Below are 25324 nucleotides of genomic sequence, written 5' to 3'. Positions count from 1 at the left end.
ACCCCCCGGGTCGATAGCCACCTAATGTCGGCGGCGAGCAAAAATTCTCTTCAAGATTCGCCTCAGTTCCGATCCGGCAGGCCGGTCCAATCTCAAAGGGACCGACCCGTTTTGTGGATCACCTCGGCACCTTGTGGCGGTTGCGCATGAGCATGGCGGGCTGCGTGCAAGGGGGCAAAGCAAAAGGAAAAGGCCATGACCAATCCAAAACCCAGGCCAACCATCGTCCATGGCGAAACGCACGCGTATCCCGTGCTGCCCCTGCGCGACATCGTCGTCTTCCCGCACATGATCGTTCCGCTCTTCGTCGGCCGCGAGAAGTCGATCCGCGCGCTCGAAGAGGTGATGAAGAACGACGCGTTGATCATGCTCGCGACCCAGAAGAACGCGTCCGACGATGATCCGGCACCCGATTCCATTTACGAGACCGGTACGCTTGCCAGCGTGCTCCAGCTCTTGAAGCTTCCCGACGGCACCGTGAAGGTGCTGGTCGAAGGACTCGAGCGGGCGCGCGTGCAGAAGTACACTGACCGCGCCGACTATTACGAAGCGACCGCGATTGCGCTCGCCGACACCGATGCGAAGTCGGTCGAGGCCGAGGCCATGGCGCGCTCGGTCGTGTCCGACTTCGAGAGCTACGTGAAGCTCAACAAGAAGATCTCGGCCGAGGTCGTCGGCGTCGTGCAGGCGATCACCGATTTCGCCAAGCTCGCCGACACCGTCGCCTCGCATCTCGCCGTCAAGATCGCGGATCGCCAGGGCATCCTGGAGACGCTGTCGGTCACGCAGCGCCTGGAGAAGGTGCTGGGCCTGATGGAGAGCGAGATCTCGGTGCTCCAGGTCGAGAAGCGCATCCGTTCGCGCGTCAAGCGCCAGATGGAGAAGACCCAGCGCGAGTACTATCTCAACGAGCAGATGAAGGCGATCCAGAAGGAGCTCGGCGACGACGACGGTCGCGATGAGCTCGCCGATCTCGAAGAGAAGATCTCCAAGACCAAGCTCTCCAAGGAAGCGCGCGAGAAGGCGCAGCATGAATTGAAGAAGCTGCGCCAGATGTCGCCGATGTCCGCGGAAGCGACCGTCGTGCGCAACTATCTGGATTGGCTGCTGTCGATTCCGTGGAACAAGAAGTCCAAGGTGAAGAAAGATCTGGCGGCCGCACAGGCGGTTCTGGATGCCGATCACTACGGGCTTGAGAAGGTCAAGGACCGCATCGTCGAGTACCTCGCCGTGCAGTCGCGCGCCAACAAGCTGACCGGCCCGATCCTGTGCCTCGTCGGCCCTCCCGGCGTCGGCAAGACCTCGCTCGGCAAGTCGATCGCGAAGGCGACCGGGCGTGAGTTCGTGCGCGTGTCGCTCGGCGGCGTGCGCGACGAGGCCGAGATCCGCGGTCACCGCCGCACCTATATCGGCTCGATGCCCGGCAAGATCATCCAGTCGATGCGGAAGGCGAAGTCGTCCAATCCGCTGTTCCTGCTGGACGAGATCGACAAGATGGGCGCCGATTTCCGCGGCGATCCGTCCTCGGCGCTGCTCGAGGTCCTCGACCCCGAGCAGAACGCGACCTTCAACGACCACTATCTCGAGGTCGACTACGATCTCTCCAACGTGATGTTCATCACGACTGCGAATACGCTGAATATTCCCGGGCCGCTGATGGACCGCATGGAGATCATCCGGATCGCGGGCTACACCGAGAACGAGAAGGTCGAGATCGCGCGCAAGCACCTGATCCCGAACGCGGTGTCCAAGCACGGCTTGGACTCCAAGGAGTTCTCGATCGACGACGACGCACTGCTGCTTCTGATCCGCCGCTACACCCGCGAAGCGGGCGTGCGCAATTTGGAGCGTGAGCTCTCTACACTCGCCCGCAAGGCGGTGAAGGAGCTGATGATCTCCAAGAAGAAGTCGGTCAAGGTCACCGAGAAGACTCTGGAAGAGCTGCTCGGCGTGCCGAAGTACCGCTACGGCGAGATCGAGAGCGAGCCGCAGGTCGGCATCGTCACCGGCCTGGCCTGGACCGATGTCGGCGGCGAGCTGCTGACGATCGAAGGCGTCATGATGCCCGGCAAGGGCAAGATGACGGTCACGGGCAATCTGCGTGACGTGATGAAGGAATCGATCTCGGCGGCGGCGTCCTACGTCCGCTCGCGCGCGATCGTCTACGGCATCGAGCCGCCGCTGTTCGACCGGCGCGACATCCACGTGCACGTGCCGGAAGGCGCGACGCCGAAGGACGGTCCGTCGGCGGGCGTTGCGATGGCCACCGCGATCATCTCGGTCATGACCGGCATCCCGGTCCGCCACGATGTCGCGATGACCGGCGAGATCACGCTGCGCGGCCGCGTGCTGCCGATCGGCGGCCTGAAGGAGAAGCTGTTGGCTGCCGCCCGCGGCGGCATCAAGACGGTGCTGATCCCCGAGGACAACGCCAAGGATCTCACGGAGATTTCCGATGCGATCAAGGGCGGCATGGAGATCATCCCGGTCTCGCGCCTCGACGACGTCGTCGCCAAGGCGCTGGTCAAGAAGCCGGTGCCGATCGTCTGGGAAGAGGACACCAAGGTGACGGTGAAGCCGGACGGCGACGAAGCCGCCGGCGGCCTGACCGCTCACTGAGATCGCAGCTCGAAAAGATGATAAAACGGCGCCTTCGGGCGCCGTTTTTGTTTGGGGGCATTTTGTTTTGGGCAGTGGATGACGACCATGCATATCGACGGGCAATGCCATTGCGGCCAGATCACCTTTGAAGCCGAGATCGACCCGGAGACGGTGTCAGTCTGCCACTGCCGGGACTGCCAGACCCTAACTGGATCGCCGTTCCGGGTGACGGCGATCTGCACCAAGGCCGACGTCAAGCTGACCGCCGGCACGCCCAGGATCTACGGCAAGCGCGGCGACAATGGTCGGATGCGCTTCCAGCACTTCTGCGCCGAGTGCGGTTCCCCGCTGTTCACGAGCGGCGAGGGCGACCAGGCGGACGATTGGGGCATCCGCTGGGGCAGCATCCGCCAGCGCGACAAATTGCGGCCCGTCAGGCAGATCTGGTGCCAGTCGGCGGCGGTGTGGATCGACGCGGTGCCATTGCTGCCGGGCCGGCCGGGGGATTGAGGGCCTGGAATTGGCGTTCCGCGCTTGCCCGCTCGGGGCAGGTGGGGATAAAGAAGCGGCGAGGGGCGGTTAGCTCAGCTGGTTAGAGCATCTCGTTTACACCGAGAGGGTCGGGAGTTCGAATCTCTCACCGCCCACCAGCCTTTGCTGGCTTCGCGAGCTTCGGCTCCGCGAGCCAGCCTCACACGTTATTGGCGCGAAGCGAACGAAGGCTGCCGCGCCGAAGCCGATAGGCGCAGGCGGGCGATACCGAGCCACAGAGGCCCTGATGCAACCACCAAGCGGACACGAGCAGAACGCCGACCAGATCGCTTACTGGAACGGCCCCAGCGGGCAGCGCTGGGCGGATCGCCATGCGGCGCAGGAAAGCCTGCTTGGACGCATTGCCGATGTGCTGATCGCCCGCGCCAAGCCGAAGCCGGGCGAGCGCGTTCTCGATGTCGGCTGCGGCTCCGGCGCGACGACGTTCGCGTTCGCGAAGGCGGTCGCGCCTGATGGCTTCGCACTCGGGCTCGACGTCTCCGAGCCGATGCTGTCGCAGGCGCGTGCGTTTGCGCCAAAGGGCCTGCCGCTCGATTTCGTGCTGGCGGATGCGACGGTGCATCCGTTCGAGCCGGCGAATTTTGATCTGCTGGCCTCGCGGTTCGGCGTGATGTTCTTCGCTGACCCGATCGCATCTTTCACCAACCTTCGCCGCGCGCTGAAGCCGACGGGGCGACTGGCATTTGCCTGCTGGCGCGAGCCGAAGGAAAATCCCTGGATGATGGCGCCGCTGATGGCGGTCTACAAACACGTGCCCAAGATGCCGCCGGTCGGGCCGGACGAGCCGGGTCCGTTCGCCTTTGCCTCCGAAGAGCGCGTGACGCGCATCCTGAAGGGGGCCGGGTTCGTCGATGTGGCGATGGAGCCGCACAATCTCGCGATGGATGTGGCGATCGGCGGCGGGCTCGATGCCGCGGTCGAGGGATCGCTCCAGATCGGCCCGGCCAGCCGCGCGCTCCAGGGCCATCCGCCGGAGACGCATGCTGCCGCAAAAGCCTCGATCCGCGAGATGCTCACGCCGTTCCTGAAGGGACAGTCGGTGGCGTTGCAAGGCGCGATCTGGATCGTGACGGCGAGGGCGGCGTAGGCGCCGCGCTATCCCCCGTCATTGCGAGCGCAGCGAAGCAATCCAGACGGCTTCCGCGGAGACAGCCTGGATTGCTTCGTCGCTTCGCTCCTCGCAATGACGACCTGGAGGGGGCCGTGACCGCTCACACCACATCATCCGGCGCCAGCGCGCAGCCGTTGTCGGGATGGGTCTCGACCTGAAGGGTGGTGTGACCGATGCGGTGGGAGCGCTTCAGCATCTGCGCGGTTTCCATCAGGAACGCATCGCCGGCGCCGGTGGGCATGACGAGGTGGCAGGTCAGCGCCGTCTCCGTTGTGCTGATCGGCCAGACGTGGAGATCGTGGATCGCAGTGACGCCGGGTCGCTCCAGCAGTAGGGTCTTGATCGCGGCAATGTCGGTGCCCCTGGGCGCTGCCGCCATCGACATGTCGATGGAGCCGCGGAGCAGGCTGGTGGTGCTCCAGAGAATGGTGGCGCAGATGACGAGGCTGGTGACGGGATCGAGCCAGAGCCAGCCGGTCCAGATGATCAGCGCCGCCGAGATGACGACGCCGAGCGAGACCGCGGCGTCGGCCGCCATGTGCAGATAGGCGCCTTCGATGTTGATGTCGTCCTTGCGTCCGCGCGCGAACAGCATGGCTGTAAAACCGTTGACGAGGATGCCGATGCCGGCGACCGCCATCACGGTGATGCCGGCGACCGGCTCCGGCTCACGCAGACGCAAAAACGCTTCCCAGCCGATTGCGCCGGTTGCGACCAGCAGGAACACCGCGTTCGCCAGCGCCGCCAGGATGGTGGAGGCGCGCAGACCATAGGTGAAGCGGCCGCTGGGCGCGCGCCGTGCCGCGATCGATGCGCACCAGGCCACGACCAGGCCGAGCACGTCGCTAAGATTATGGCCGGCGTCAGCGAGGAGGGCGGTGGAGTTGCCGATATAGCCGTAGACGGCCTCGGCCACGACCAGCGCGGTGTTGAGCGAAATGCCGATCGCGAATGCCTTGCCGAAACTGGCGGGCGCATGGACATGGGCGTGGCCACCATGATCGTGATCATGGCCGTGGCTATGATCATGGTGATGATGACCGTGATGGTCGTGGCTGCCCACCTCTACCGCTCCCCGGACGCTGCCAAATCAGGCGCCATTGTAGGCGTTTCGGCAGCCCCGTCACGGCGGAACAGCACGTAAAGCGCCGGCAGCACCAGCAGCGTCAGCACGGTCGAGGAGATGATACCGCCGATCACCACGGTCGCAAGCGGCCGCTGCACCTCGGCACCGGCCCCGGTGGCAAGGGCCATTGGCACGAAGCCGAGCGACGCCACCAGCGCCGTCATCAGCACCGGACGCAGGCGTGTCAGCGCGCCCTCGCGCACGGCGTCGGCGACGGGGTGCCCCTCGCTGCGCAGCCGCTCGATGAAGGCGATGATGACGAGCCCGTTGAGGACGGCGACGCCCGACAGCGCGATGAAACCGACGCCGGCGCTGATGGACAAGGGAATGCCGCGCAGCAGCAGCGCCGCGACGCCGCCGGTCAGCGCCAGCGGCACGCCGGAGAACACGAGCGCCGCGTCCGCCGCCGATCTCATGCCCATGAACAGCAGCAGGAACACGAGCAGCAGCGCCACCGGCACCACCAGCGTCAGCCGCTTGGTGGCGGAGACCAGTTGCTCGAACTGTCCGCCCCAGCCGATCCAGTAGCCCGGTGGCAGCTTGACCTTCTCCGCGACGGCTGCCTCGGCCTCGGCGACAAAGGAGCCGAGATCACGCGCCCGGACATTGGCAGTGACGACGATGCGCCGTTTGCCGTTCTCGCGGCTGATCTGGTTCGGGCCGGGCGTCGCATCGACGGTGGCGACCGACGACAGCGGCACATAGCGCATCTGGGCGAGAGGAGAGCCGGGCAGTGCGGTCCGGATCGGCGCACCGATTGTCGCTTCCTCACCCGGCGGCAGCGGGATCGGGATCGCCCGGATCGCCTCGAGATTGCCGCGCAGATGTTCCGGCAGGCGCACGACGATATCGAAGCGGCGGTCGCCCTCGAACAGCTTGCCGGCCGACTTGCCGCCCACCGCGATCTCGACAATGCCCTGCACCTCGCTGATGCTGAGCCCGTACCGGGCGAGCGCCTGGCGGTCGAGGCGGACGGTGAGGATCGGCAGGCCCGAGACCTGCTCGATCTTGACGTCGCTGGCGCCGCGGATGCCGCGGATCGCGGCCTCCACCTGTTTTGCCGCGCCTTGCAGGATGTCGAGGTCGTCGCCGAAGATCTTGACGCCGACGTCGCTGCGGACGCCGGAGATCAGCTCGTTGACACGGAATTGGATCGGCTGGGAGATTTCATAGGCGCTGCCGGGGATGTCGTCGGCGGCACGGTCGATGGCCTCGATCACGTCAGACTTGGGCCTGCCCGGGTCGGGCCATTCGGCGCGCGGCTTCAGCATGATGTAGCCGTCGGTCTGCGCCGGCGACATCGGATCGGTTGCGATCTCGGCAGTGCCGATGCGGGTGAAGAACTCCTTCACCTCCGGAATCTGCTTGATGCGCTTTTCCAGCGCCTTTTGCAGGTCCAGCGACTGGGTCAGGCTGGTGCCGGGAATCCGGATCGAGGCCAGCGCAACGTCGCCTTCGTCCAGGCTCGGAATGAACTCACCGCCCATGCGCGCGGCGGCAACGCAGCTTGCGACCACGATGATGGCGGCCATGATTGCGACGCTGAGGCGATGGTCGATCGCCAGCCGGAGCAGGGGGAGATAGGCGCGCTTGGCCAGCCGCATGAACAGGTTTTCGTGTTCCGACACCTTGCTGGTGACGAAGATCGCGACCGCCGCCGGCACGAAGGTGATGGAGAACAGCACCGCTGCACCGAGCGCCATCAGCACCGTCAGCGCCATCGGGGTGAACATCTTGCCCTCGACGCCGGTCAGCGTCAGCACTGGCAGGTAGACCACCGCGATGATCAGCGTTCCGAACAGGCTCGGCTTGATCACCTCGCTCGACCCGCGCCGGATCGCACGCAGCCGTTCGGACATCGTGAGCAGGCCGCCTTTCTCGCGCTGGGCCTCGGCCAGCATGCGCAGGCAGTTCTCGACGATGATCACGGCGCCGTCGACGATGATGCCGAAATCGATCGCGCCCAGGCTCATCAGATTCGCACTGACCTTGGTCTCGACCATGCCGGTGACCGTCATGGCCATCGACAGCGGAATGACGCAGGCCACTACCAGCGCGGCGCGAATGTTGCCGAGGATCAGGAACAGCACGGCCACGACCAGGGCCGCGCCCTCCACCAAATTGTTCTCGACGGTGCGAATGGTGGCTTCGACCAGATCGGTGCGGTCATAGACGGTCCGCGTCACGACGCCGTCGGGCAGCGATTTGGCGATATCTTCGAGCCGGGCCGCGACACGACGCGCCACGGTGCGGCTGTTCTCGCCAATCAACAGCATGGCGGTGCCGAGCACGGTTTCCTCGCCATCGCGCGTCGCGGCTCCGGTGCGCAGGTCGCGGCCTTCGGTGACGGTCGCGATATCGCTGATCCTGACGGGATTGCCGCCGCGCGAACCGATGACGATGTCCCTGAGTTCGCCGACATGTCCGACTTGGCCCGGCGAGCGAACCAGATATTGCTCGCCGTTGCGCTCGATATAACCGGCGCCGACATTGGCATTATTGGCGGCGAGCGCCGTCATGACGTCGCGAAAGCCGAGCCGGTAGGCCATCAGCTTGCCGGGATCGGGGAGCACGTGGAATTGCCGCTCGAAGCCGCCGATGGTGTTGACCTCGATCACCCCCGGCACGTTGCGAAGCTGCGGCTTGATGATCCAGTCCTGCACGGTGCGCAAATCGGTCAGCGAATAGTCGTGACCGCTTTGCGTCTTCGCGCCCGCCTTGGCCTCGACGGTGTACATGAAGATTTCGCCGAGCCCGGTCGAGACTGGTCCCATCGCGACCTCGACCCCGGCCGGAAGCTGGTCCTTCGCCTGCTGGATGCGCTCGCCTACGAGCTGGCGGGCAAAATAGATGTCGGTGCCGTCCTTGAAGACGACGGTCACCTGGCTCAGGCCGTAGCGCGACAGTGAGCGGGTGTAGTCGAGTTTCGGCAGGCCGCCCATGGCGGTCTCCACCGGGAAGGTGATGCGCTGCTCGGTTTCCAGCGGCGAATAGCCGGGGGCACGGGTGTTGATCGGGACCTGGACGTTGGTGATATCAGGCACGGCGTCGATCGGCAGGCGCTGGAAATTCCAGGCGCCGAAAGCGACGGCGCCGAGCGCGAGCAGCAGGACCAGCCAGCGCTGCTGCAGCGAGACCGCGATGAGGCGCTCAATCATGCTCGGCCTCGCCCTTGCCCATTTCCGCCTTCACGACGAAGCTGTTTTCCGCGACGTAATGCTCGCCGGCCGATAGACCGGCCCTGATCTCGACATGGCGTGGATCGGAATCGCCCAGCTCAACGGGGCGCGCCTCGATCTTGTCGCCGTCCTCGCGGACGAACACGATGGTTCTGTTCTCAAGCGTCTGGATCGCGCTTCGGCGCACCGCGACCGCGACGTTGCGTGCGGCGAGGATCAGCCGTGCCGTGACGAACAGGCCGGGACGCAAGCGTCCGTCCGGATTTGGCAGCACCACGCGCGCCAGCGCGGTCTGGGTCTCGCTCGAGCCAATCGGGGCCATGTAGGAGATGGTGCCCTTGATCTCGCCGCGGCCGTCGTCTGGATCGATCAGCACCTCGTCGTTGAGGCGAACGCGCCGCAGATCCTGCCGATAGATCGACAGATCGACCCAGATGGTGGTGAGGTCGGCGACGACGAAGGCCGGCTTCTGCTCGGAGGCGTATTCGCCGAGCGAGATCTGCCGCTCGATGATGGTGCCGGCAAGCGGCGCCTTGAGCTCGTAGACGGTGAGGCTCTGGTTGCTCTCGATCGCGGCGAGCAGATCGTCCTTGCCGACCTTGTCGCCGATGCGCTTCTGGATCGATTTGGCGACGCCGGGAAAGCGCGGCGTCACCTGCACCACGGCTTCCTGGTTGGCGCGCAGGATGCCGTTGAAGGCGAGCGTGTCGGTCAGCGTGACGCTCGCGGCTTCCGCCAGCGTCACGCCTGCGGCTGCAAGCTTGACGTCGGAAATGCGGATGCGGTCGGCGCCGTGCTCGTCCTGCTCGACATGGTCGTTCGGCTTCTCCGGCCTCTTGTCCGCGGCGTGTTCGGCCTGCTCGACCCGGGCCGGGCCGAGCAGGGAATAGCCGTAAGCGCCAAGTGCGGTGCCAAGTGCGGCGGCAAACAATGCGACGAGGATGGTGGAGGACGTCTTCATCGTGCGCTCTCCCGCGCCAGCGTGAAGGGATTGCCGACGAGGCCTTCGATGGTCGCCACCCCCGCGTGGAAATTCTGCAGCGCCTCCTGCTCGCGCAGCCGCGCCTGGGTGACGCTGGCCTGGGCATCGAGCACTTCGAGCAGGCTGAAGCGGCCCTGGCCGTAGCCTTGAGCGATGGCGTCCGAGGCTTCGGTGGCCTTGGGAATGGCGCTCTCGCGCAGCACCGCGAGCTCGCGCAATGAGCCCTGCAGCGAGTCGTAGGCGCGGCCCGCGACCACGATCAGCGTGTTGCGGTTGGCCTCGCGCTCGGCCTTGGTCTTGGCAAGGCTTTCCTGCGCCGAGAGGATATTGCCCTGGTTCTGGTCGAACACGGGGATCGGCACCGAGACGGTGAGGCGCGCCGCGTCGTCATTGGTCTCGTTGAAATGGCGCCAGCCGGCGGCGATCCGCACGTCGGGATAGGGCCGCAGCCGCGCCAGCAACAGCTCGGCGTTGCGCTGGGCATAGATCGCGGTCCAGCGCACCAGCTGCGGATTGGCATCGATCGCGGCGACGACCGACTGGAATGTCGGCGGCCGTCCCATGGTGTCGAGCCGTCCGGAGACCTCGCCGAATTTCGGTGCCGCGTCGCCCATCAAGACCGCAAGCTCGCGCCGGGCGCTGGCTAGCGTCGCCTTGAAGCGCTCGCGATCGGCCTTCACCAGGGCGGATGCCACTTCCGCACGGCCGGTCTCGGCCGGCGAGGAGGCGCCGGCCTCGACGCGTCGGCGCAAAAGCGGCGTCAGCCGGTCAATGGCGGTGATCTGCTCGTCGAGGATCTGGATGCGCCGCTGCGCGCCGAGCACGCTGAGGAAAGCGATCGCGGTCTCCGACAGCACCTCCAGCCTGACGGCCTTGCGCTGGATCGCGGCGACTTCGATGCCGGCGACGCCCGCGGCGATCCGCGCGTCGCGCTTGCCGAACAGCTCGAAGGCCTGGCTGATCTGGAGCGTGGTCTCGGCCGATCGCGTGCCGCGATAGATGCCGGACCCGAACGAATTGTCCTGTTCGTAGGTCAGCTCCGGATTGAGAAGCGCACCTGCCTGGATGCGCTGGCCCGTGGCGATGCCGACATCGCGCTCCGCCGCGGTCAGCCGCGGGCTCGCGCCCAGCGCGCGCGAGAGCGCGCTCCGCATCGTCAGAGTCTGGGCGTGAGACGGCGCAAGCGCCGATCCGGCAATCAGACATGCTGCCGCGCACGCCAGGCGCGCGGCCATTCCCCTGCAAAACATGAAACCGACCTGTGAAGGATGAACCTCATGGGCGCGGAGCGCCCGACCAATCCGTTCAGGCCATATGTTTGGGAGGCGGGGAGTCGGTATCGGGAATAATGCCGGCGAGCCGGGTTGCGCGTTGCGGTCGCGATGCAGACACGAGCCCGATCGATGTGGCCGGTGGCGCCGGCTGCGCCACCGTCACCGAGAAGCAGCCATGGCAATGATGCCCACCGATGGCCTTGTGGTCGTTGTGATCCGCGGAGCTGTCAAGGACGGCGCTGATCTCCGAGCCGCCACCGGGCGTGGTGACGTCGATGTCGTGCAGGCCATGCAGCACTCCCGCGAGCAGGTAGGCCGCCGCGATCAGCACAGACAGCAGCCCGCGCCAGTTGCGCGGCCGGCATGATCCTGAGGGCTGGCGGTTCGCGAGCACGATTTCACTCTGGTTGCGGTCTGTGTCCGGCCTAGCATGGGGGCGGGAACAGTGTCGACCCGCAACATTGTTACGCCCCTGGAACAATTGCCGCAGCGATGGCGAAGACGACAGCGCTTCTTATTGGCGCGTGATCAGGCTCAACTGGGCATCGGCTGACGCTCCGCTTGCTGCATTCGGCAAATCGCCGGCTTCGACCGTCACGACGGCGCGACAGCCGGCTTCCATGGCGCGTTCCAGCCATTTGATGGCTTCATCAATCCACTGGTCGTGGTGCTCGGGATCGGCGATTGCCTTTTCCCGGAATGCATCTGCCTGATGAAGGCACGCGGTTCTGCGATCCACGCGGCTCTCCCGATCCGGAGGTTCCGCCCCGATCGCATCCTTGATGATCGGACAGCCGGCGTCGTTAACATAGGACAGGAACCGCCCCCCAAAAAGAAAGCCCCAGCCGGGACTGACCGGCTGGGGCTTTCGTGCTCACAAACTTCATCCTTGGAACTTGGACAGGTAATCCGCAGCGCGCCGGTTCGTTCCCGCGCCTCGGTCCAGTTTGGAACGTTCTTTCTTCGTTGTGATTAGCGACGAGGAGACATTGAGGAGGACGGACCATGGACGGATTGATTTATCTCATCGGCTTGATCGTGGTGGTCATGGCGATCTTGTCGTTCTTCGGCCTGCGCTGAGAGAGCGGCGATGACGATGGAAACTCTCATACGGGAAGAGATCATGGAAGGCGGCGGCGTCGCTGCCGATGACCGGCGCACCATCCAGTGGAGCTCGGTCATCGCAGGCGCTTTGGCTGCCGGCGCAATGTCATTCATCCTGGTCGGTTTTGGCGTCGCCGTCGGCCTGGGCGTCAGTTCAGCCTCGCCGACATGGCGCGATGCATCGGCGGCGCTGGCTTTGCTGTCGGGGCTGTATCTGATCATCCAGGCGATTATCAGCTTCGGCTTCGGCGGCTATGTCGCCGGCCGGACAACGCGACCAGCCCCGGCGATCACAACGATCGAAGACGACGGCGAACGGCGGGACGGGCTGCATGGCCTGATGTCCTGGGCGCTTGCCGTGCTGCTTGGTGCCGCGCTGCTCGCGATACTCGGCGCAGCTGCGATTGATCGTTCGCCGATGCGCAGTTCGGCGAGCAATACCTCCGCCGCCGAGCCTCTGTTGAGCTACGAGCTGGACAAGCTGTTTCGCGCGCCGCGGCGGCCCCCTAACACGGACCTCAGGGAAGCCCGCGCCGAAGCAGGACGCATCCTGATGACGTCATCGAGCCACAGCGGCGTCAGCACCGATGATCGCACCTATCTGGTGCAGCAGGTGGCCGCGCTGACGGGACTCGCGGCACCCGACTCGGAACGACGGGTTGACGCGCTGATCGCGGATTCAAGGACAGCGATCAATCGGGCGCGGCGTAATTCCATCATCGTCGCCTTCTCCGTTGCCGCAGCAACCCTGATCGGCGCTGCCGTGGCCTGGGCTGCGGCGGTGGCCGGCGGGCGGCACCGCGACGGAGAGCCGCTGCCGAACTGGATGGCAAGCTCGAACCGCTTCCATCGCAATCCGCGCGCGATGCCGGTGCCGTAACCTGCAGGAAGATGGCCGGGAGCGATCCCGGCCATATTGCCTTTGACGAGAGGCGCTAGGCCTTCTCCTCCCAGATCATGGCGAGGTGGACGATCGTTTGCACCGCCTTCTCCATGTCCTGCCGGCTGACCCACTCCAGACGCGAATGAAACGCGTGCTCGCCGGCGAAGATGTTGGGGCAGGGCAGGCCCATGAAGGACAGGCGGGAGCCGTCGGTGCCGCCGCGGATCGCGGTGCGCATCGGGCGCAGGCCGGCACGGCGGATCGCTTCGATGGCGTATTCGAGGATGTGCGGGTGGCGATCGATCACCTGCTTCATATTGCGGTACTGCTCCCGCACCTCGAATGTGTAGGTCGAGCGCGGAAAATCCTTCATCACGTCCTTGACGATGTTCTCGAGCAGGATCTCCTTTTCCTTCAGCCCGTCCTCGGTGAAGTCGCGCACGATGAAGGAGAGCGTCGCCTGCTCCAGCGCGCCCTCGATGCCGATCGGATGCAGAAAGCCTTGCTTGCCTGACGTCGTCTCGGGCGAGCAGCCTTCGCGGGGCAGGCGCTCGACGATGGCGGCGGCGATCTTGATCGCGTGCTCCATCTTGCCCTTGGCATAGCCGGGATGGGCGCTGACGCCATTGATGGTGATGGTGGCGCCGTCTGCCGAAAAGGTCTCGTCCTCGACGCAGCCGGCGCTCTCGCCGTCCATCGTGTAGCCGAACTCGGCGCCCAGCTTCTTGATGTCGACATTGTCGACGCCGCGGCCGATCTCCTCGTCGGGCGTGAACAGGATCTTGATGGTGCCGTGCTTCACGTCCGGGTTGTTGATGAAGAAATGCGCGGCATCCATGATCTCGGCCACGCCGGCCTTGTTGTCGGCGCCGAGCAGGGTGGTGCCGTCGGTGGTGATGATGTCGTTGCCGATCTGGTTCTTCAGCGCCGGATGCTCGGCGAAGCGGATCACCTGGCTGGTGTCGCCCGGCAGTGTGATGTCGCCGCCGCGATAGTTCTTCACCATCTGCGGCTTGACGTCCTTGCCGGTGACGTCGGGCGAAGTGTCCATGTGCGAGCAGAAGCAGATCACCGGCACCTTCTTGGTCGTGTTCGCCGGGATCGTTCCGTAGACGTAGCCGAAGTCGTCGAGATGCGCGTCCTCGACACCCATGGCCTTCAGTTCGGCGGCGAGCACACGGCCGAGGTCCTTCTGTTTCTCCGTCGAGGGCGAGCTCGGGGATTCGGGATCGGACTGGGTGTCGATGGTGACGTAGCGCAGGAAGCGCTCGGTCACGGTATGCGAAAAGGTGAGGGAGGACATTTCTGGTCAAACCGCCGGGTCAGGGGAGAGGGGCGGTATACCAGAAAAGCAGGGCGCGGTGAGGCCGGAGGACGCTGATCAGGCTTAACGAAACGTGAGGGGTCAGATCGCCTCTTTCAGTTCCTTCACCGGGCGAAAAGCGACCTTCTTGCTGGCCTTGATGTGAATGGGCTCGCCGGTGGCGGGATTACGGCCGGTACGGGCGGCGCGCTTGCGAACCTGGAGGATTCCAAGCCCGACGATCCGGACACGGTCGCCCTTCTTCAGGTGCTTGGTGATCAGGTCGACCATGTCGGTCAGAACGGCCTCGGCGCGCTTCTTCGACAGGTCCTGGCTCTCCGCAATGTCGGCAGCGAGGTGCTTGAGCGTGATGGTGGCGGGAGCGGCAGCCTTCTTCGCCGAATCCTTCTTGGCCGAGTCTTTCTTAGCCATGTCTGGCCTCCTCAATCACAGGGGCCCCGGAAAAAACCGCTAAAAGCGTGGGGATCCCTCCAAGTCCTGGAAGGCCTAGACGATTCGGGCTTGGGCTGACTATGGCGCGAATTCTCGACGGATGCCGGCAATCGCCGTCACAGCCGCGAAAGGCGTGTAGAAGTTTGCTCTAAGGCTATGAAGGAATTGCCAAAATGGCGCGAGAGACGGGGCTCGAACCCGCGACCTCCGGCGTGACAGGCCGGCGCTCTAACCAACTGAGCTACTCCCGCGTGGTTCGCTGAAAGCGCGCGGAACGAGGGGGGACTTAAAGGCGGGGCTGGGTGAAGTCAAGGATGTTGCACTTTGCCAGGCCTCGCCGGCTAAGTATTGTTTGGAAAACGAAAAGGCCGCCCGCAGGCGGCCATTGGTCATCCCGGAACAGGGTTGTCAGCGGATCTCCGACGTCCCGGCGCTGGTGACCACGACCGGCTTGCCGGCCTTGATCACGTGGGCGGACTGGGCGGTCTGGCTGTAATCGGCATTGGTGCGAGCTGCGATCCCGAAGCCGGCCACCGTAATGCCAGCCACCAGCGCCACCACCACGATCTTCAGGTGGGTCGCACGATCAGCGGAGTGAATGGAGTGGTTCATCTGAGCCTCCCGACGGGCTTTGCCGCCGTCTATGGCTCTTGTTGTAAGGACCGTCTGTTTCCGGATTGTTTCGCGGGTTCCGCAAAATGGTTTCATGAATACGCCCGGTTGGTTTCGCCGGGCTTGCAGCCTGCACCGGCCTCAGGCGGCCGCCCGGCCGATATCGTCCCGGATCGAGCGGGCCGCCCAGACGAACAGGAGCGCCCCCAGAATGGTCGTGACCGCCGCCGAGAGCAGGGAATAGCGCACCGCATCGGCGCCGTAAGCGCCCTTCAGGGCGTCGTTGACCATGCCCACGGCGAGCGGACCGACGCCCTGGCCGAAGCAGGTGGCGGTGAGTGCGATCAGGGCGGAGGCCAGCGCCCGCATGCTCGGCTTGGCGACCGTCTGCGCGATCGCGAAGATCGGTCCGAGATGGAAGCCGACCAGGAACGAGGTCAGCGCCAGCATGGCGACCATCATCTTGAAGTCCTGCGTCAGCATGCACAGCGCGAACACCGGCCCGGCAAGGCCCGAGGTGATCGCAGGGGCCCACAGCTTCCAGCGGTCGTCGCGGCGGCTGATCTGCGCCACCACGAAGCCGCCGAGCAGGGTGCCGGCCATGCCGGCGAGCCCCTTGAAGGTGCCGGCATAGGTGCCGATCTCGGCGCTCGACAGATGGTGCACCCGGGCCAGGAACGGCGGGATCCAGGCTGCGGTCGCGTAGTTCGTGTACGTGGTCAGACAGAAGCCGATCAACACGATGATGAAGCTCTGCTGCGAGGCCAGGAAGCGCAGTGTCGGCCCGAGCGGCTCAGGCACGAAATTCTCCTGCATGGCGCCGCGCTTCGGCTCGGAGATCGTCAGCCACAGGACAATAGCGAGCAGGATGCCGGGGAGGCCCGCGACGTAGAACGCCATCCGCCAGCCATAGTGCTGGTTGACGTAGCCGCCGACGAAATAACCAAGGAAGACGCCGAGATAGGTGCCGACGGCGTAGATGCCGAGCGCGCGCGGACGCTCGTTCTTGGCGAAGAGGTCGGCGACGATGGATTGCGAGGCGGGCGAGCCCGCGGATTCGCCGATGCCGACGCCGATCCTCGCCAGCGCCAGCGACGTGACGCTCGAAGCAGCGCCGCACAACGCCGTCATCGCGCTCCAGAACGCAAAGGCGACGGCGACGATGTTGCGCCGGTTGAGCCGGTCGGCGACGCGCGCGATGGGAATGCCGAGCAGGGAATAGAACAGGGCGAAGCCGAAGCCCGCGAGCAGGCCCATCATGGTGTCGCTGAGCTGGAACTCCTTCTTGATCGGCTCGATCAGCACGTTGAAGATCGTGCGGTCGAGGAAGTTCAGCGCGTAGATGATCGTGAGCAGGCCCAGCACGTAATAGCGCCGCGCCGAGGGTTTTTCCGTCGCGGCCGTTTGCACCGACATTTGTGACGTCACATCGACCATCGCTTCCCCCAATTAGTCTTTGTTGTCGTTGTCGGTCCAGCTTTGATTGGAGCTGGTTGCTTCACGCGTCGCGGATGTAATTCCCCGCTTCGAATTCGACCAGAGGCGCGCTCACATCGAACGAGATTCCGATCGGATCGCGGCCTGCTTCCATCGCCTCGAGCTGCTCGCTCAGCATGCGCCGGATCATGAGGATGCCGCGGTCGCTCTGGCCGAAATGCTCCTCGGAATGGATCGTCTGCGGTCCCTGGCCGACCTGGGCTTCGTAGTCGCCCGGAAATTGCTGGTGTTCTTCCTCGGTCATGTCCCACCAGAATTTGCCGTTGAATTTCGAGCGCATGCGGCCGATGTCGCCGGGGTTCTTGACGCGGCCGGCGACGTAGATGCGGAACGAGGTGTCGTCGATCGGCAGCGTCCAGCCGATCGACTCGACGCGGGCGAATTGCGCCACGCGCGGGTTTGGCACGACGCGCAAGGTGGGGAGAGCCGCCTCGGTGACGCGGTAAAACACGCGGCCGTCATCCTGCTTGCGGATCGAGCGCACGGCGATCCCGCGCGGCGTCTTGTCGAACGTCACCTCCGGCATCGACGCCATCATGTTGGTGAATTGCGGACCCGAGAAGGAGCCGTGCAGCACCGGCACGTGGTAGGGATCGACCACGTTCTCGAAATGCTGGAGCCAGTTGCAGGGGATGATCGCGGGACCGCCGCCGCCGATCGAGGAATCGTCGGCTTCGACGAACTCGCCGTCGTCCATGGTCTTCAGGCATTGATAGGCCGGCAGCACCGGGCGTTTCTCGGCCGGGCCCATATAGGCGAAGATCAGCCCGTAGCGTTCCTCGACCGGATACCAGGGCTGGCGCACCTTGTCCTTGAACTGGCCGCCGTCGGGCTCGCAGGGCTGCTCCAGGCAACGGCCCTCGGTGTCGAACTTCCAGCCGTGATAGCAGCAGCGGATGCCGTCCTCCTCGACCTTGCCGTAATAGAGCGTGGTGCCGCGGTGGCAGCAGCGGGCGTGCAGCAGGCCGGCGCGGCCGTGCCTGTCGCGGAACAGCACCAGATCCTCGCCGAGCGCGCGAACCTTTTTCGGGGTGTCGGTGGCATCGCTGATGAGCCCGACCGGATGCCAGTAACGTCGCAGCAGTTCGCCCATCGGCGTGCCGCGCACGACCGAGGTGAGCTCGGTGCGCGTGTGCGCCGGCTTCATCGCATAGGCCGTGCCGAGATCGCGATCCCGCTGGGTGATGCTCATGCTGGTCCTCCCGCAGTCGGCCGTACCGGCCGGGCCTTTTTTGATGCCTTGTGCTAAGTGAAGATTAGATCGATGACAATGTCAACGACTTCCAAATACCTCTTAGTCGCATTCGGATCAGGCTGGGGAGGTTGCGCTACCAAGACTTGGCACGCCGCGGCTTTCTTGGCAGAGGTGGATCATGAGCCAGACATCAAGCAGGGCCGGGCGCGCATCGTCCGATGCGGACGAAAGTCAGTCGCCGGCGCCGATCACTGTCATGCTGTCGTCGCGGCTGATGGTGCTGGCCAATTTGCTCAAGCGCGGCGCCATCTTGCGCTACAAGCGTCTCGCCGGATTGTCCTCGGTCGAGTTTGGCCTGGTCGCCTCGCTCGGCCGGCGGCCGCCGATGAGCGTGGCGCGGCTTGCGGAAGCTGTCGGCCAGGACAAGGGGCAGATCAGCCGCGCGCTTGCGGAACTCGTGTCGCGCAAGCTGATCGCGAAATCGGCCAACCCGAAAGACAGCCGCGAGGTTCTGGTCTCGCTGACCGCAACCGGTCTTGCGGCGCATGATGCGATCGTCGCCGGTGCGCAGGAGCGTAATCGGCGCTTGCGCGAACATCTGAGCGAAGCCGAGTTCGAGGCGCTGCTGCAGCAGGTCGATCAATTGACGGCGATCGCCGCCGAGCTGCTCGAGAGCGAGAAGATTTCGCGCTGACGTTCCGGCAATCCCGGAACATGCTGGATCGCTTTCAAGACTCTTTCTAAGACTCTTTCTAAGAGGCTTTCAATTAGGGAATTCGCACGCGCTCCCCTAAGCGTCACCGCAAGCGCATGCCGTCACCGGAGTGACGGCATGTGCAAATCAAAACACGCAGTTTTGGGGTTGCGCGTTGAACAGTCTTGGAATGCTGCGGTCGGCCGTATTGGCGACCGCATCCGCTTGGGTTTTGCTGCCGCAGGCATCGCTTGCACAATCTCCTGCGCAGAGTGGCGCGCAGAACATTCCGTCGGTGACCGTCACCGCGCCGGAAGCGCGCCGCCGGGCGGCGCCCTCCGTCCAGCGCCGCGCGCCGCGATCATCCCAGCAGACCGTCAACCGAAGCAGGCCGCAGCCGCAGCGCAATGTCGGTTTCGTGGAGACCCCGCTCGGCCCGGTGCACGGCTACGTCGCCGGCCGCAGCTCGTCCGGCACCAAGACCAACACGCCGATCATGGAGACGCCGCAGGCGGTGTCGGTGATTGGCGCGGAGCAGATCCGCGACCAGAAGGCGAACAAGCTCGACGAGGTCCTGCGCTATACCGCCGGCGTCCGCGCCGGGACCTTCGGCGCGGACACGCGCAACGACTGGTGGCTGATCCGCGGCTTCAAGTCCGACGAAGTCGGACTGTTCCTCGACGGCATGCAGCTGTTCTCCACGTCCTATGCGACCTGGAAGCTCCAGACGCCCAACATGGAGCGCGTCGAGGTGCTGCGCGGTCCATCGGCCGTGCTCTATGGCGGATCGAGCCCGAGCGGCATCGTCAACGTCATCAGCAAGATGCCGCCCGCGGAGCCCGTCCGTTTCATCGAGACCGGCGTCAACAATTTCGGCAACGCCTATGTCGGCTTCGATGTCGGCGGTCCGGTCGCGACGAACCCTGAGAACGGCAAGCTGTTCTACCGCGTCGTCGGCCAGGTCCAGAACGGCCCGACACAGGTCAATTTCACCCCGGACAACAATTACTTCATCGCGCCGTCGGTGACCTGGAAGCCGGACGCCGACACGACGTTCACGGTGCTGGCGTCAGCTTCCCGGCAGGAAACCCGCGGCATCAACTTCCTGCCCTATGAGGGCACGGTGACCAACGCTCGGTTCGGCAAGATCCCGACCAGCTTTTTCGCCGGCGATCCCAGCGTCGACAAGTTCACGCGCGAGCAGGAGATGCTGGGCTATCAGTTCGAGCGCAATCTCACCGACGATTTGACGTTCCGGCAAAATGCGCGGTTTGCCCATGTCGACGTGACCTATCGCGGTTACGTCGGCAACAATTGGGCTGACATCAACACGGCCAGTCTCGGTCGCTATAATTGGTATGCGAAGAACACCGCCAACCAGGCCAATCTCGACAACCAGCTGGAGTACCGCTTCAACACCGGCGCGGTGCGGCATACGATGCTGTTCGGGGTCGATTTGAAGGGCTACCAGATCGACGACTATCAGGCTTTCAACTTCGGCACCGTTCCTTCGATCAACGTCTTCAATCCCGTCTATGGATTTGACATTCCGTTGACGGGCGCACCGTTCCGCAACTTCCAGATCACGCAGAAGCAGGCCGGCACCTATCTTCAGGACCAGATGAAGCTCGGCAATTTCACGCTGGTGCTGAGCGGCCGCAACGATTGGGTCGAGACGACGCAGGCTGGCCGTGATACCGGCGCCACGCTCGCCAGCCGCGACGACAGCAGGTTCAGCGGGCGCGCCGGGCTGATCTACAATTTCGACAACGGCATCGCGCCCTATGTGTCTTACGCCACGAGCTACAATCCGATCATTGGCCTCAACGCGCAAAACCAGCTGTTCCTGCCGGAGACCGGCCAGCAGGCGGAAATCGGCGTGAAGGTCGCGCCGCGGGGATTTGACGGCTATTTCACCGCCTCGGTGTTCGACCTGAAGCGCCAGAACGTGGCAACCACTGATCCTGTCGTCACGACCTTGCAGAACCAGACCGGCGAGGTGACCTCGCGCGGCATCGAGCTCGAAGCGGTGGCGAACGCCACGCGTGAGCTGAAGCTGATCGGCTCGTTCACGGCCTACCATTTGTTCAACAGCAGGGATCTGGACCCGTCGTTGGTCGGCAAGACCCCGACCAACACGCCTGAGCTCCTGGTGTCCGGCTGGGCGGACTACACCTTCAAGGACGGGCCGCTCGCGGGGTTCGGCTTCGGCGGCGGTGTCCGCTATGTCGGTTCGTCGTGGGCGGATACCGCCAATACCCTCGAGGTTCCCGCGGTCGTGCTCGGCGATCTCGCGCTCCACTACGAATGGCAGAACTGGCGCACCGCACTGAACGTGGTCAATCTGACCGACAAGATCTACGTCGCGAGCTGCGCGGCGGCGTCCTCCTGCTTCTACGGCGACCGCCGGCGCGTCACCGCCAGCGTCTCCTACAAATGGTGAGGCAGATGACGAGAACAGGCGAGGGAAGGCCATCGTGAGAGCCTGACCGGCTCGTCACCCGGCTTCCACCACGAGATCGATGAGCTCGCGGGCAATGCCCCCCGGCCCGAAGCTCATGCGAGCGCGGCGCGCGACGACCCAGCCACGTTGCCGCCGCGCTCGCCACTGATTTTCCGCCGCGGCGGAAGCGGGCGCCGCCCACCCGACGCATTCGCCAAACGAGCCCGGGTCCGATCGTGATGCATGGCTCCCGGATCGCTCGCCCGACGCTGGGCGCGCCTGTCCTCGTTGTAATCTGGACTTTGTTGCGTCGCGGCCTAGATAAAGTGAGCCTTCACAACAATGGACGTCACGGCCCAGCGCGTGTGGACTGATCGGGGCGCCCTTGCTGGGGCGGTCGATCTGCTCCATACCAGCCGTGGGGTGATTCCGGGATTTCCACCGTTTTGAAGGCGACAAAGGGCCTAAAAAGAGCGTGTCTTGCGCCCATTGGTGCACTGCGCTAAGGCTCAGAACAATTCCAAACTGGACGAATCCGTGGCTGTCCCGAGGCTGCGGGAAAAAGGGCTCGTCAATGAGCGGCATTCTGCAGAACTATCTTCCACTCGTCGTCTTCATAGGGGTAGCGGGCCTCATTGGTCTGGTGCTGCTGATCGCGCCGTTCATCGTGGCGTTCCAGCAGCCGGACCCGGAAAAGCTGTCGGCGTATGAGTGCGGTTTCAACGCCTTCGACGACGCCCGCATGAAGTTCGACGTCCGTTTCTATCTCGTCGCCATCCTCTTCATCATCTTCGATCTGGAAGTGGCGTTCCTGTTTCCCTGGGCGGTGGCGTTCGGCAAGCTCGGCGCGACCGGCTTCTGGTCCATGGTGGTGTTCCTTGGCGTTCTGACGGTCGGGTTCGCCTATGAATGGAAGAAAGGCGCACTCGAATGGGATTGAACCCTGTGTCGTCCGCCGGACCGGTTCTCGCGCCGGCCCCCAAGGGCATCCTGGACCCGTCGACCGGCAAGCCGGTCGGGGCCAATGATCCGTTCTTCCTCGAGGTCAATTCGGAACTGTCCGACAAGGGCTTCTTCGTGGCCGCGACCGACGACCTCATCACCTGGGCGCGCACCGGCTCGCTGATGTGGATGACCTTCGGTCTCGCCTGCTGCGCGGTCGAGATGATGCAGGTCTCGATGCCGCGTTACGACGTCGAGCGCTTCGGCTTCGCGCCGCGCGCTTCGCCGCGTCAGTCGGACGTGATGATCGTCGCGGGGACCCTGACCAACAAGATGGCGCCTGCGCTGCGCAAGGTCTACGACCAGATGCCCGAGCCGCGTTACGTCATCTCGATGGGCTCCTGCGCCAACGGCGGCGGCTATTATCACTATTCCTACTCGGTCGTGCGCGGTTGCGACCGCATCGTGCCGATCGACATCTACGTGCCGGGCTGCCCGCCCACGGCGGAAGCGCTGCTCTACGGCGTGCTGCTGCTGCAGAAGAAGATCCGCCGCACCGGCACCATCGAACGCTAAGGTTTTACGTCATGGACGACGCCAAGCTCGACGCCCTGGGGCAGACGATCGTTAGCGCGCTTCCGGGCGCCGCCATCGGTCATTCGGTGGCCTTCAACCAGCTCACGGTGGATGTCGAGGTCAGCAAGATCGTCGAGGTGGTCAAGTACCTCCGCGACGACCCGAACTGCCGCTTCATCAACTTCACCGACATCACGGCGGCGGACTATCCCTCGCGCGAGAAGCGCTTCGACGTGATCTATCACTTCCTGTCACCGACCCTGAACGCCCGGATCCGGCTCAAGGCCCAGGCCGACGAGACCACGCAGGTGCCGTCGCTGATCGAGGTGTTTCCCGGCGCCGACTGGTTTGAGCGCGAAGCCTACGACCTCTACGGCGTGATCTTCGTCGGTCATCCCGACATGCGCCGCCTCCTGACCGATTACGGCTTCGAGGGTCATCCGCTGCGCAAGGATTTCCCGACCACCGGCTTCCTCGAGGTCCGCTACGACGACCAGGAGAAGCGGGTGGTATACGAGCCGGTCAGGCTCAACCAGGAATTCCGCAAGTTCGACTTTTTGTCCCCGTGGGAGGGCGCCGACTATCCGGTCCTTCCGGGCGATGAAAAAGCGGGGCCGAAGGTCTGATCATGAACGAGCAACCCGAACAGCTTCGCAACTTTACGATCAACTTCGGACCGCAGCATCCGGCTGCGCACGGTGTTCTTCGTCTTGTGCTTGAATTGGATGGTGAGGTCGTCGCCCGCGTCGATCCCCATATTGGCCTGCTCCACCGCGGCACCGAAAAGCTGATCGAGCAGAAGACCTATCTGCAGGCGATCCCTTATTTCGACCGTCTCGACTACGTCGCGCCGATGAACCAGGAGCACGCCTTCTGCATGGCTGCGGAAAAGCTGCTCGGCATCGAGGTGCCGCGCCGCGCGCAGCTGATCCGCGTGCTCTATTGCGAGATCGGCCGCATCCTGTCGCATTTGCTCAACGTCACCACGCAGGCGATGGACGTCGGCGCGCTGACCCCGCCGCTGTGGGGTTTCGAAGAGCGCGAAAAGCTGATGGTGTTCTACGAGCGCGCCTCCGGCAGCCGCATGCATGCAGCCTACTTCCGCGTCGGCGGCGTGCATCAGGACCTGCCGCAGAAGCTGGTCGACGACATCGACGCCTGGTGCGATCCGTTCCTGAAAGTGGTCGAGGATCTCGACCGGCTGCTCACCGCCAACCGCATCTTCAAGCAGCGCAACGTCGACATCGGCGTGGTGTCGCTGAAGGAAGCTTGGGAGTGGGGCTTCTCCGGCGTGATGGTGCGCGGTTCGGGCGCGGCCTGGGATCTGCGCAAGTCGCAGCCCTATGAATGCTACGCCGAGTTGGATTTCGACATCCCGATCGGCAAGAACGGCGACTGCTACGACCGCTATCTGATCCGCATGGAAGAGATGCGCCAGTCCGTGCACATCATGAAGCAGTGCATCCAGAAGCTGAACGCTCCAGACGGGAAGGGTCCCGTCGTCGTCGAAGACAACAAGGTCGCGCCGCCGCGGCGTGGCGAGATGAAGCGCTCGATGGAAGCGCTGATCCATCATTTCAAGCTCTACACCGAAGGTGTCCACGTGCCGGCCGGCGAGGTCTACGCCGCGGTCGAGGCGCCGAAGGGCGAGTTCGGCGTCTTTCTGATCTCGGACGGCACCAACAAGCCCTACAAGTGCAAGATCCGCGCGCCCGGCTTTGCCCATCTCCAGGCCATGGACCACATCTGCCGCGGTCATCTGCTCGCCGACGTGTCGGCGATCCTCGGCTCGCTCGACATCGTGTTCGGAGAGGTCGATCGGTGATGGCGCAGGCGCCGATCCAGTTTGACCGTGCCTCGGGGGCCCTCGAAGGGGCCAACCTGTGGGAGCGGACGGCTGCCTTGGCGCTGGTGACGGGATCGAAGATCTCCTCGCACTTCTCGCATATGGGCTACATCGCCTGCGCGAACCTGCTGCGGAAGACGCTGCCCGAGCGCAACATCGCGATCAAGCTCAACCCCGACGCCGTGTTCGAATTTCCCTATGGCGACGGCTACTGGAGCAAGCTGCTCAACCGCTCCTACAATTACGAGGACGAGCTGGAGCTGTTGTTCGCCGACTCCATCGACGTCGACTACACGCTGCTCGATTGCGGCGCGAATTACGGCTATTGGTCGGTGCTGGTGTCGAGCAAGCCGTTCGGTTCGCACAAGGCGATCGCGATCGAGCCGTCGGGTCAGAACCATCCGAAGCTCGCCAACAACGCCCGCATCAACGGCAGCCGCTTCGAGACCATGAAATGCGCGATCGGCGCGGCCCGTGGCACCGCTCGTCTCTCAGGCACCAAGCACGAGGCCTTCAGCATCGCCGGCGATGCGTCGGCGGGCGGCGAGGACGTGCCGGTCATCGCGCTCGATAATCTGATCGACGACGGCAAGATCGCTAGCACCGGCAAGTACCTGATCAAGCTCGACGTCGAGGGCGTCGAGATCGAGGCGATCAAGGGCGGCGCCCGGCTGCTCCAGGCCGACAGCGTCATCATGTGCGAGGAGCACGGCAGCGACCGCTCGCATGCGGTCTCGCGCTACATCCTCGAACACACCCCGCTGAAGCTGATCGTCTACGATCCCAGCACAAGGCGTATGGAGACGGTGACCGAGCTGTCGATCCTCGACCGCATCAAGGTCTCGACCCACGTCGGCTACAATGTTTTCGGCACCGCAAGCGCATTCTGGCAGGACAGGATCAATGCCCTGAATGCGAAAACCGCGCGCCGCGTGCAGTGAGAGATTGAAG

22 protein-coding genes and 2 tRNA genes are annotated in these 25324 nt (G+C 64.5%); 12 read left to right on the top strand and 12 right to left on the bottom strand.

The annotated features are described in order from the left end of the window. The first annotated feature begins 195 nt into the window (after positions 1-195). The 4 genes from lon (at position 196) to AC0L20_RS15445 (ending at position 4240) form a co-directional block, all read left to right on the top strand. Positions 196-2619: an endopeptidase La gene (lon, locus tag AC0L20_RS15460; protein WP_456764079.1), complete on the top strand. Its 2424-nt coding sequence runs from the start codon at positions 196-198 to the stop codon at positions 2617-2619. Between the two features lie 87 nt (positions 2620-2706). After that, positions 2707-3111 carry a GFA family protein gene (locus AC0L20_RS15455; protein WP_473289375.1) on the top strand — a complete coding sequence of 135 codons (405 nt, stop codon included), beginning with the start codon at positions 2707-2709 and terminating at the stop codon, positions 3109-3111. Between the two features lie 63 nt (positions 3112-3174). Next, positions 3175-3251, top strand: a tRNA-Val gene (locus tag AC0L20_RS15450). Between the two features lie 128 nt (positions 3252-3379). Next, positions 3380-4240 carry a class I SAM-dependent methyltransferase gene (locus AC0L20_RS15445; RefSeq protein ID WP_473289373.1) on the top strand — a complete coding sequence of 287 codons (861 nt, stop codon included), beginning with the start codon at positions 3380-3382 and terminating at the stop codon, positions 4238-4240. Between the two features lie 124 nt (positions 4241-4364). On the opposite strand, the gene AC0L20_RS15440 is transcribed toward AC0L20_RS15445, so the two are convergent. The 6 genes from AC0L20_RS15440 to AC0L20_RS15415 form a co-directional block, all read right to left on the bottom strand. Next, complete coding sequence (locus tag AC0L20_RS15440) at positions 4365-5327, bottom strand: cation diffusion facilitator family transporter (RefSeq protein WP_473289371.1); 963 nt, start codon at positions 5325-5327, stop codon at positions 4365-4367. 2 nt (positions 5328-5329) lie between these two features. Continuing rightward, positions 5330-8548, bottom strand: coding sequence for an efflux RND transporter permease subunit (locus AC0L20_RS15435; protein WP_473289369.1), 3219 nt, complete (start codon positions 8546-8548; stop codon positions 5330-5332). Next, on the bottom strand, positions 8541-9530 hold the full coding sequence (gene ihpB / locus AC0L20_RS15430) for a divalent metal ion exporter adaptor subunit IhpB (protein ID WP_473289367.1): 990 nt from the start codon (positions 9528-9530) through the stop codon (positions 8541-8543). Before ihpB ends, AC0L20_RS15435 begins: the two co-directional genes overlap by 8 nt. Beyond that, a complete protein-coding gene (gene ihpA / locus AC0L20_RS15425) occupies positions 9527-10801 on the bottom strand; it encodes a divalent metal ion exporter subunit IhpA (RefSeq protein ID WP_473289365.1) in 1275 nt (424 codons plus the stop codon). The genes ihpB and ihpA overlap by 4 nt, the downstream gene beginning before the upstream one ends. Before the next feature lie 55 nt (positions 10802-10856). Further along, on the bottom strand, positions 10857-11219 hold the full coding sequence (locus AC0L20_RS15420) for a hypothetical protein (RefSeq protein WP_473289363.1): 363 nt from the start codon (positions 11217-11219) through the stop codon (positions 10857-10859). Between the two features lie 120 nt (positions 11220-11339). Beyond that, positions 11340-11564 (bottom strand): hypothetical protein, encoded by a 225-nt coding sequence (locus tag AC0L20_RS15415; protein ID WP_473289361.1) that lies wholly within the window; start codon positions 11562-11564, stop codon positions 11340-11342. Between the two features lie 351 nt (positions 11565-11915). Between AC0L20_RS15415 and AC0L20_RS15410 the strand changes: the two genes are divergently transcribed. Continuing rightward, the gene (locus AC0L20_RS15410) at positions 11916-12809 is read left to right on the top strand and encodes a hypothetical protein (RefSeq protein WP_473289359.1); all 894 of its coding nucleotides are present in this window, start codon (positions 11916-11918) and stop codon (positions 12807-12809) included. Positions 12810-12864: 55 nt separating this feature from the next. Here the strand turns inward: AC0L20_RS15410 and pepT are convergent, their stop codons facing one another. The 6 genes from pepT to AC0L20_RS15380 all read right to left on the bottom strand — a co-directional run bounded on the left by pepT (position 12865) and on the right by AC0L20_RS15380 (position 17869). After that, on the bottom strand, positions 12865-14115 hold the full coding sequence (gene pepT, locus AC0L20_RS15405; RefSeq protein ID WP_473289357.1) for a peptidase T: 1251 nt from the start codon (positions 14113-14115) through the stop codon (positions 12865-12867). Between the two features lie 102 nt (positions 14116-14217). Continuing rightward, positions 14218-14547: an HU family DNA-binding protein gene (locus AC0L20_RS15400; RefSeq protein WP_007603525.1), complete on the bottom strand. Its 330-nt coding sequence runs from the start codon at positions 14545-14547 to the stop codon at positions 14218-14220. A 195-nt stretch (positions 14548-14742) separates the two neighbouring features. Continuing rightward, a tRNA-Asp gene (locus AC0L20_RS15395) sits at positions 14743-14819 on the bottom strand. Positions 14820-14976: 157 nt separating this feature from the next. Further along, a complete protein-coding gene (locus tag AC0L20_RS15390; protein WP_026232877.1) occupies positions 14977-15180 on the bottom strand; it encodes a hypothetical protein in 204 nt (67 codons plus the stop codon). A gap of 141 nt (positions 15181-15321) precedes the next feature. Next, on the bottom strand, positions 15322-16617 hold the full coding sequence (locus AC0L20_RS15385; RefSeq protein WP_473289355.1) for a spinster family MFS transporter: 1296 nt from the start codon (positions 16615-16617) through the stop codon (positions 15322-15324). 61 nt (positions 16618-16678) lie between these two features. Then, on the bottom strand, positions 16679-17869 hold the full coding sequence (locus AC0L20_RS15380; RefSeq protein WP_473289353.1) for a Rieske 2Fe-2S domain-containing protein: 1191 nt from the start codon (positions 17867-17869) through the stop codon (positions 16679-16681). A gap of 181 nt (positions 17870-18050) precedes the next feature. Here AC0L20_RS15380 and AC0L20_RS15375 point away from each other — a divergent pair, with 181 nt between their 5' ends. The 7 genes from AC0L20_RS15375 (at position 18051) to AC0L20_RS15345 (ending at position 25314) form a co-directional block, all read left to right on the top strand. After that, positions 18051-18566, top strand: coding sequence for a MarR family winged helix-turn-helix transcriptional regulator (locus AC0L20_RS15375; RefSeq protein ID WP_473289351.1), 516 nt, complete (start codon positions 18051-18053; stop codon positions 18564-18566). Between the two features lie 190 nt (positions 18567-18756). Then, positions 18757-21009 (top strand): TonB-dependent siderophore receptor, encoded by a 2253-nt coding sequence (locus AC0L20_RS15370; RefSeq protein WP_473289544.1) that lies wholly within the window; start codon positions 18757-18759, stop codon positions 21007-21009. A 574-nt stretch (positions 21010-21583) separates the two neighbouring features. Continuing rightward, on the top strand, positions 21584-21949 hold the full coding sequence (locus AC0L20_RS15365; protein WP_007603535.1) for an NADH-quinone oxidoreductase subunit A: 366 nt from the start codon (positions 21584-21586) through the stop codon (positions 21947-21949). Beyond that, the gene (locus tag AC0L20_RS15360) at positions 21940-22527 is read left to right on the top strand and encodes a NuoB/complex I 20 kDa subunit family protein (protein ID WP_007603537.1); all 588 of its coding nucleotides are present in this window, start codon (positions 21940-21942) and stop codon (positions 22525-22527) included. The genes AC0L20_RS15365 and AC0L20_RS15360 overlap by 10 nt, the downstream gene beginning before the upstream one ends. Positions 22528-22538: 11 nt before the next feature. Then, positions 22539-23153, top strand: coding sequence for an NADH-quinone oxidoreductase subunit C (locus tag AC0L20_RS15355; protein ID WP_018455092.1), 615 nt, complete (start codon positions 22539-22541; stop codon positions 23151-23153). Between the two features lie 2 nt (positions 23154-23155). Next, positions 23156-24352: an NADH-quinone oxidoreductase subunit D gene (locus tag AC0L20_RS15350; protein ID WP_473289349.1), complete on the top strand. Its 1197-nt coding sequence runs from the start codon at positions 23156-23158 to the stop codon at positions 24350-24352. After that, entirely contained in the window at positions 24352-25314 is a 963-nt protein-coding gene (locus AC0L20_RS15345; RefSeq protein WP_473289347.1) for an FkbM family methyltransferase, read from the top strand. The genes AC0L20_RS15350 and AC0L20_RS15345 overlap by 1 nt, the downstream gene beginning before the upstream one ends. The last annotated feature ends 10 nt before the right edge of the window (positions 25315-25324 follow it).

It is taken from the genome of Bradyrhizobium sp. Kon58 (genome assembly GCF_055807455.1).
The sequence above is the reverse complement of the archived record's forward strand: the minus strand, read 5'-3'. Positions and strand labels throughout refer to the sequence as shown.

What these genes read in the sequence shown, in the direction of transcription:
- lon (WP_456764079.1), top strand. Translation starts at nt 196, where the DNA reads ATGACCAATCCAAAACCCAGGCCAACCATCGTCCATGGCGAAACGCAC.
- AC0L20_RS15455 (WP_473289375.1), top strand. Translation starts at nt 2,707, where the DNA reads ATGCATATCGACGGGCAATGCCATTGCGGCCAGATCACCTTTGAAGCC.
- AC0L20_RS15445 (WP_473289373.1), top strand. Translation starts at nt 3,380, where the DNA reads ATGCAACCACCAAGCGGACACGAGCAGAACGCCGACCAGATCGCTTAC.
- AC0L20_RS15435 (WP_473289369.1), bottom strand. Translation starts at nt 8,548, where the DNA reads ATGATTGAGCGCCTCATCGCGGTCTCGCTGCAGCAGCGCTGGCTGGTC.
- ihpB (WP_473289367.1), bottom strand. Translation starts at nt 9,530, where the DNA reads ATGAAGACGTCCTCCACCATCCTCGTCGCATTGTTTGCCGCCGCACTT.
- ihpA (WP_473289365.1), bottom strand. Translation starts at nt 10,801, where the DNA reads ATGTTTTGCAGGGGAATGGCCGCGCGCCTGGCGTGCGCGGCAGCATGT.
- AC0L20_RS15410 (WP_473289359.1), top strand. Translation starts at nt 11,916, where the DNA reads ATGACGATGGAAACTCTCATACGGGAAGAGATCATGGAAGGCGGCGGC.
- pepT (WP_473289357.1), bottom strand. Translation starts at nt 14,115, where the DNA reads ATGTCCTCCCTCACCTTTTCGCATACCGTGACCGAGCGCTTCCTGCGC.
- AC0L20_RS15400 (WP_007603525.1), bottom strand. Translation starts at nt 14,547, where the DNA reads ATGGCTAAGAAAGACTCGGCCAAGAAGGATTCGGCGAAGAAGGCTGCC.
- AC0L20_RS15390 (WP_026232877.1), bottom strand. Translation starts at nt 15,180, where the DNA reads ATGAACCACTCCATTCACTCCGCTGATCGTGCGACCCACCTGAAGATC.
- AC0L20_RS15385 (WP_473289355.1), bottom strand. Translation starts at nt 16,617, where the DNA reads ATGGTCGATGTGACGTCACAAATGTCGGTGCAAACGGCCGCGACGGAA.
- AC0L20_RS15380 (WP_473289353.1), bottom strand. Translation starts at nt 17,869, where the DNA reads ATGAGCATCACCCAGCGGGATCGCGATCTCGGCACGGCCTATGCGATG.
- AC0L20_RS15375 (WP_473289351.1), top strand. Translation starts at nt 18,051, where the DNA reads ATGAGCCAGACATCAAGCAGGGCCGGGCGCGCATCGTCCGATGCGGAC.
- AC0L20_RS15370 (WP_473289544.1), top strand. Translation starts at nt 18,757, where the DNA reads ATGCTGCGGTCGGCCGTATTGGCGACCGCATCCGCTTGGGTTTTGCTG.
- AC0L20_RS15365 (WP_007603535.1), top strand. Translation starts at nt 21,584, where the DNA reads ATGAGCGGCATTCTGCAGAACTATCTTCCACTCGTCGTCTTCATAGGG.
- AC0L20_RS15360 (WP_007603537.1), top strand. Translation starts at nt 21,940, where the DNA reads ATGGGATTGAACCCTGTGTCGTCCGCCGGACCGGTTCTCGCGCCGGCC.
- AC0L20_RS15355 (WP_018455092.1), top strand. Translation starts at nt 22,539, where the DNA reads ATGGACGACGCCAAGCTCGACGCCCTGGGGCAGACGATCGTTAGCGCG.
- AC0L20_RS15350 (WP_473289349.1), top strand. Translation starts at nt 23,156, where the DNA reads ATGAACGAGCAACCCGAACAGCTTCGCAACTTTACGATCAACTTCGGA.
- AC0L20_RS15345 (WP_473289347.1), top strand. Translation starts at nt 24,352, where the DNA reads ATGGCGCAGGCGCCGATCCAGTTTGACCGTGCCTCGGGGGCCCTCGAA.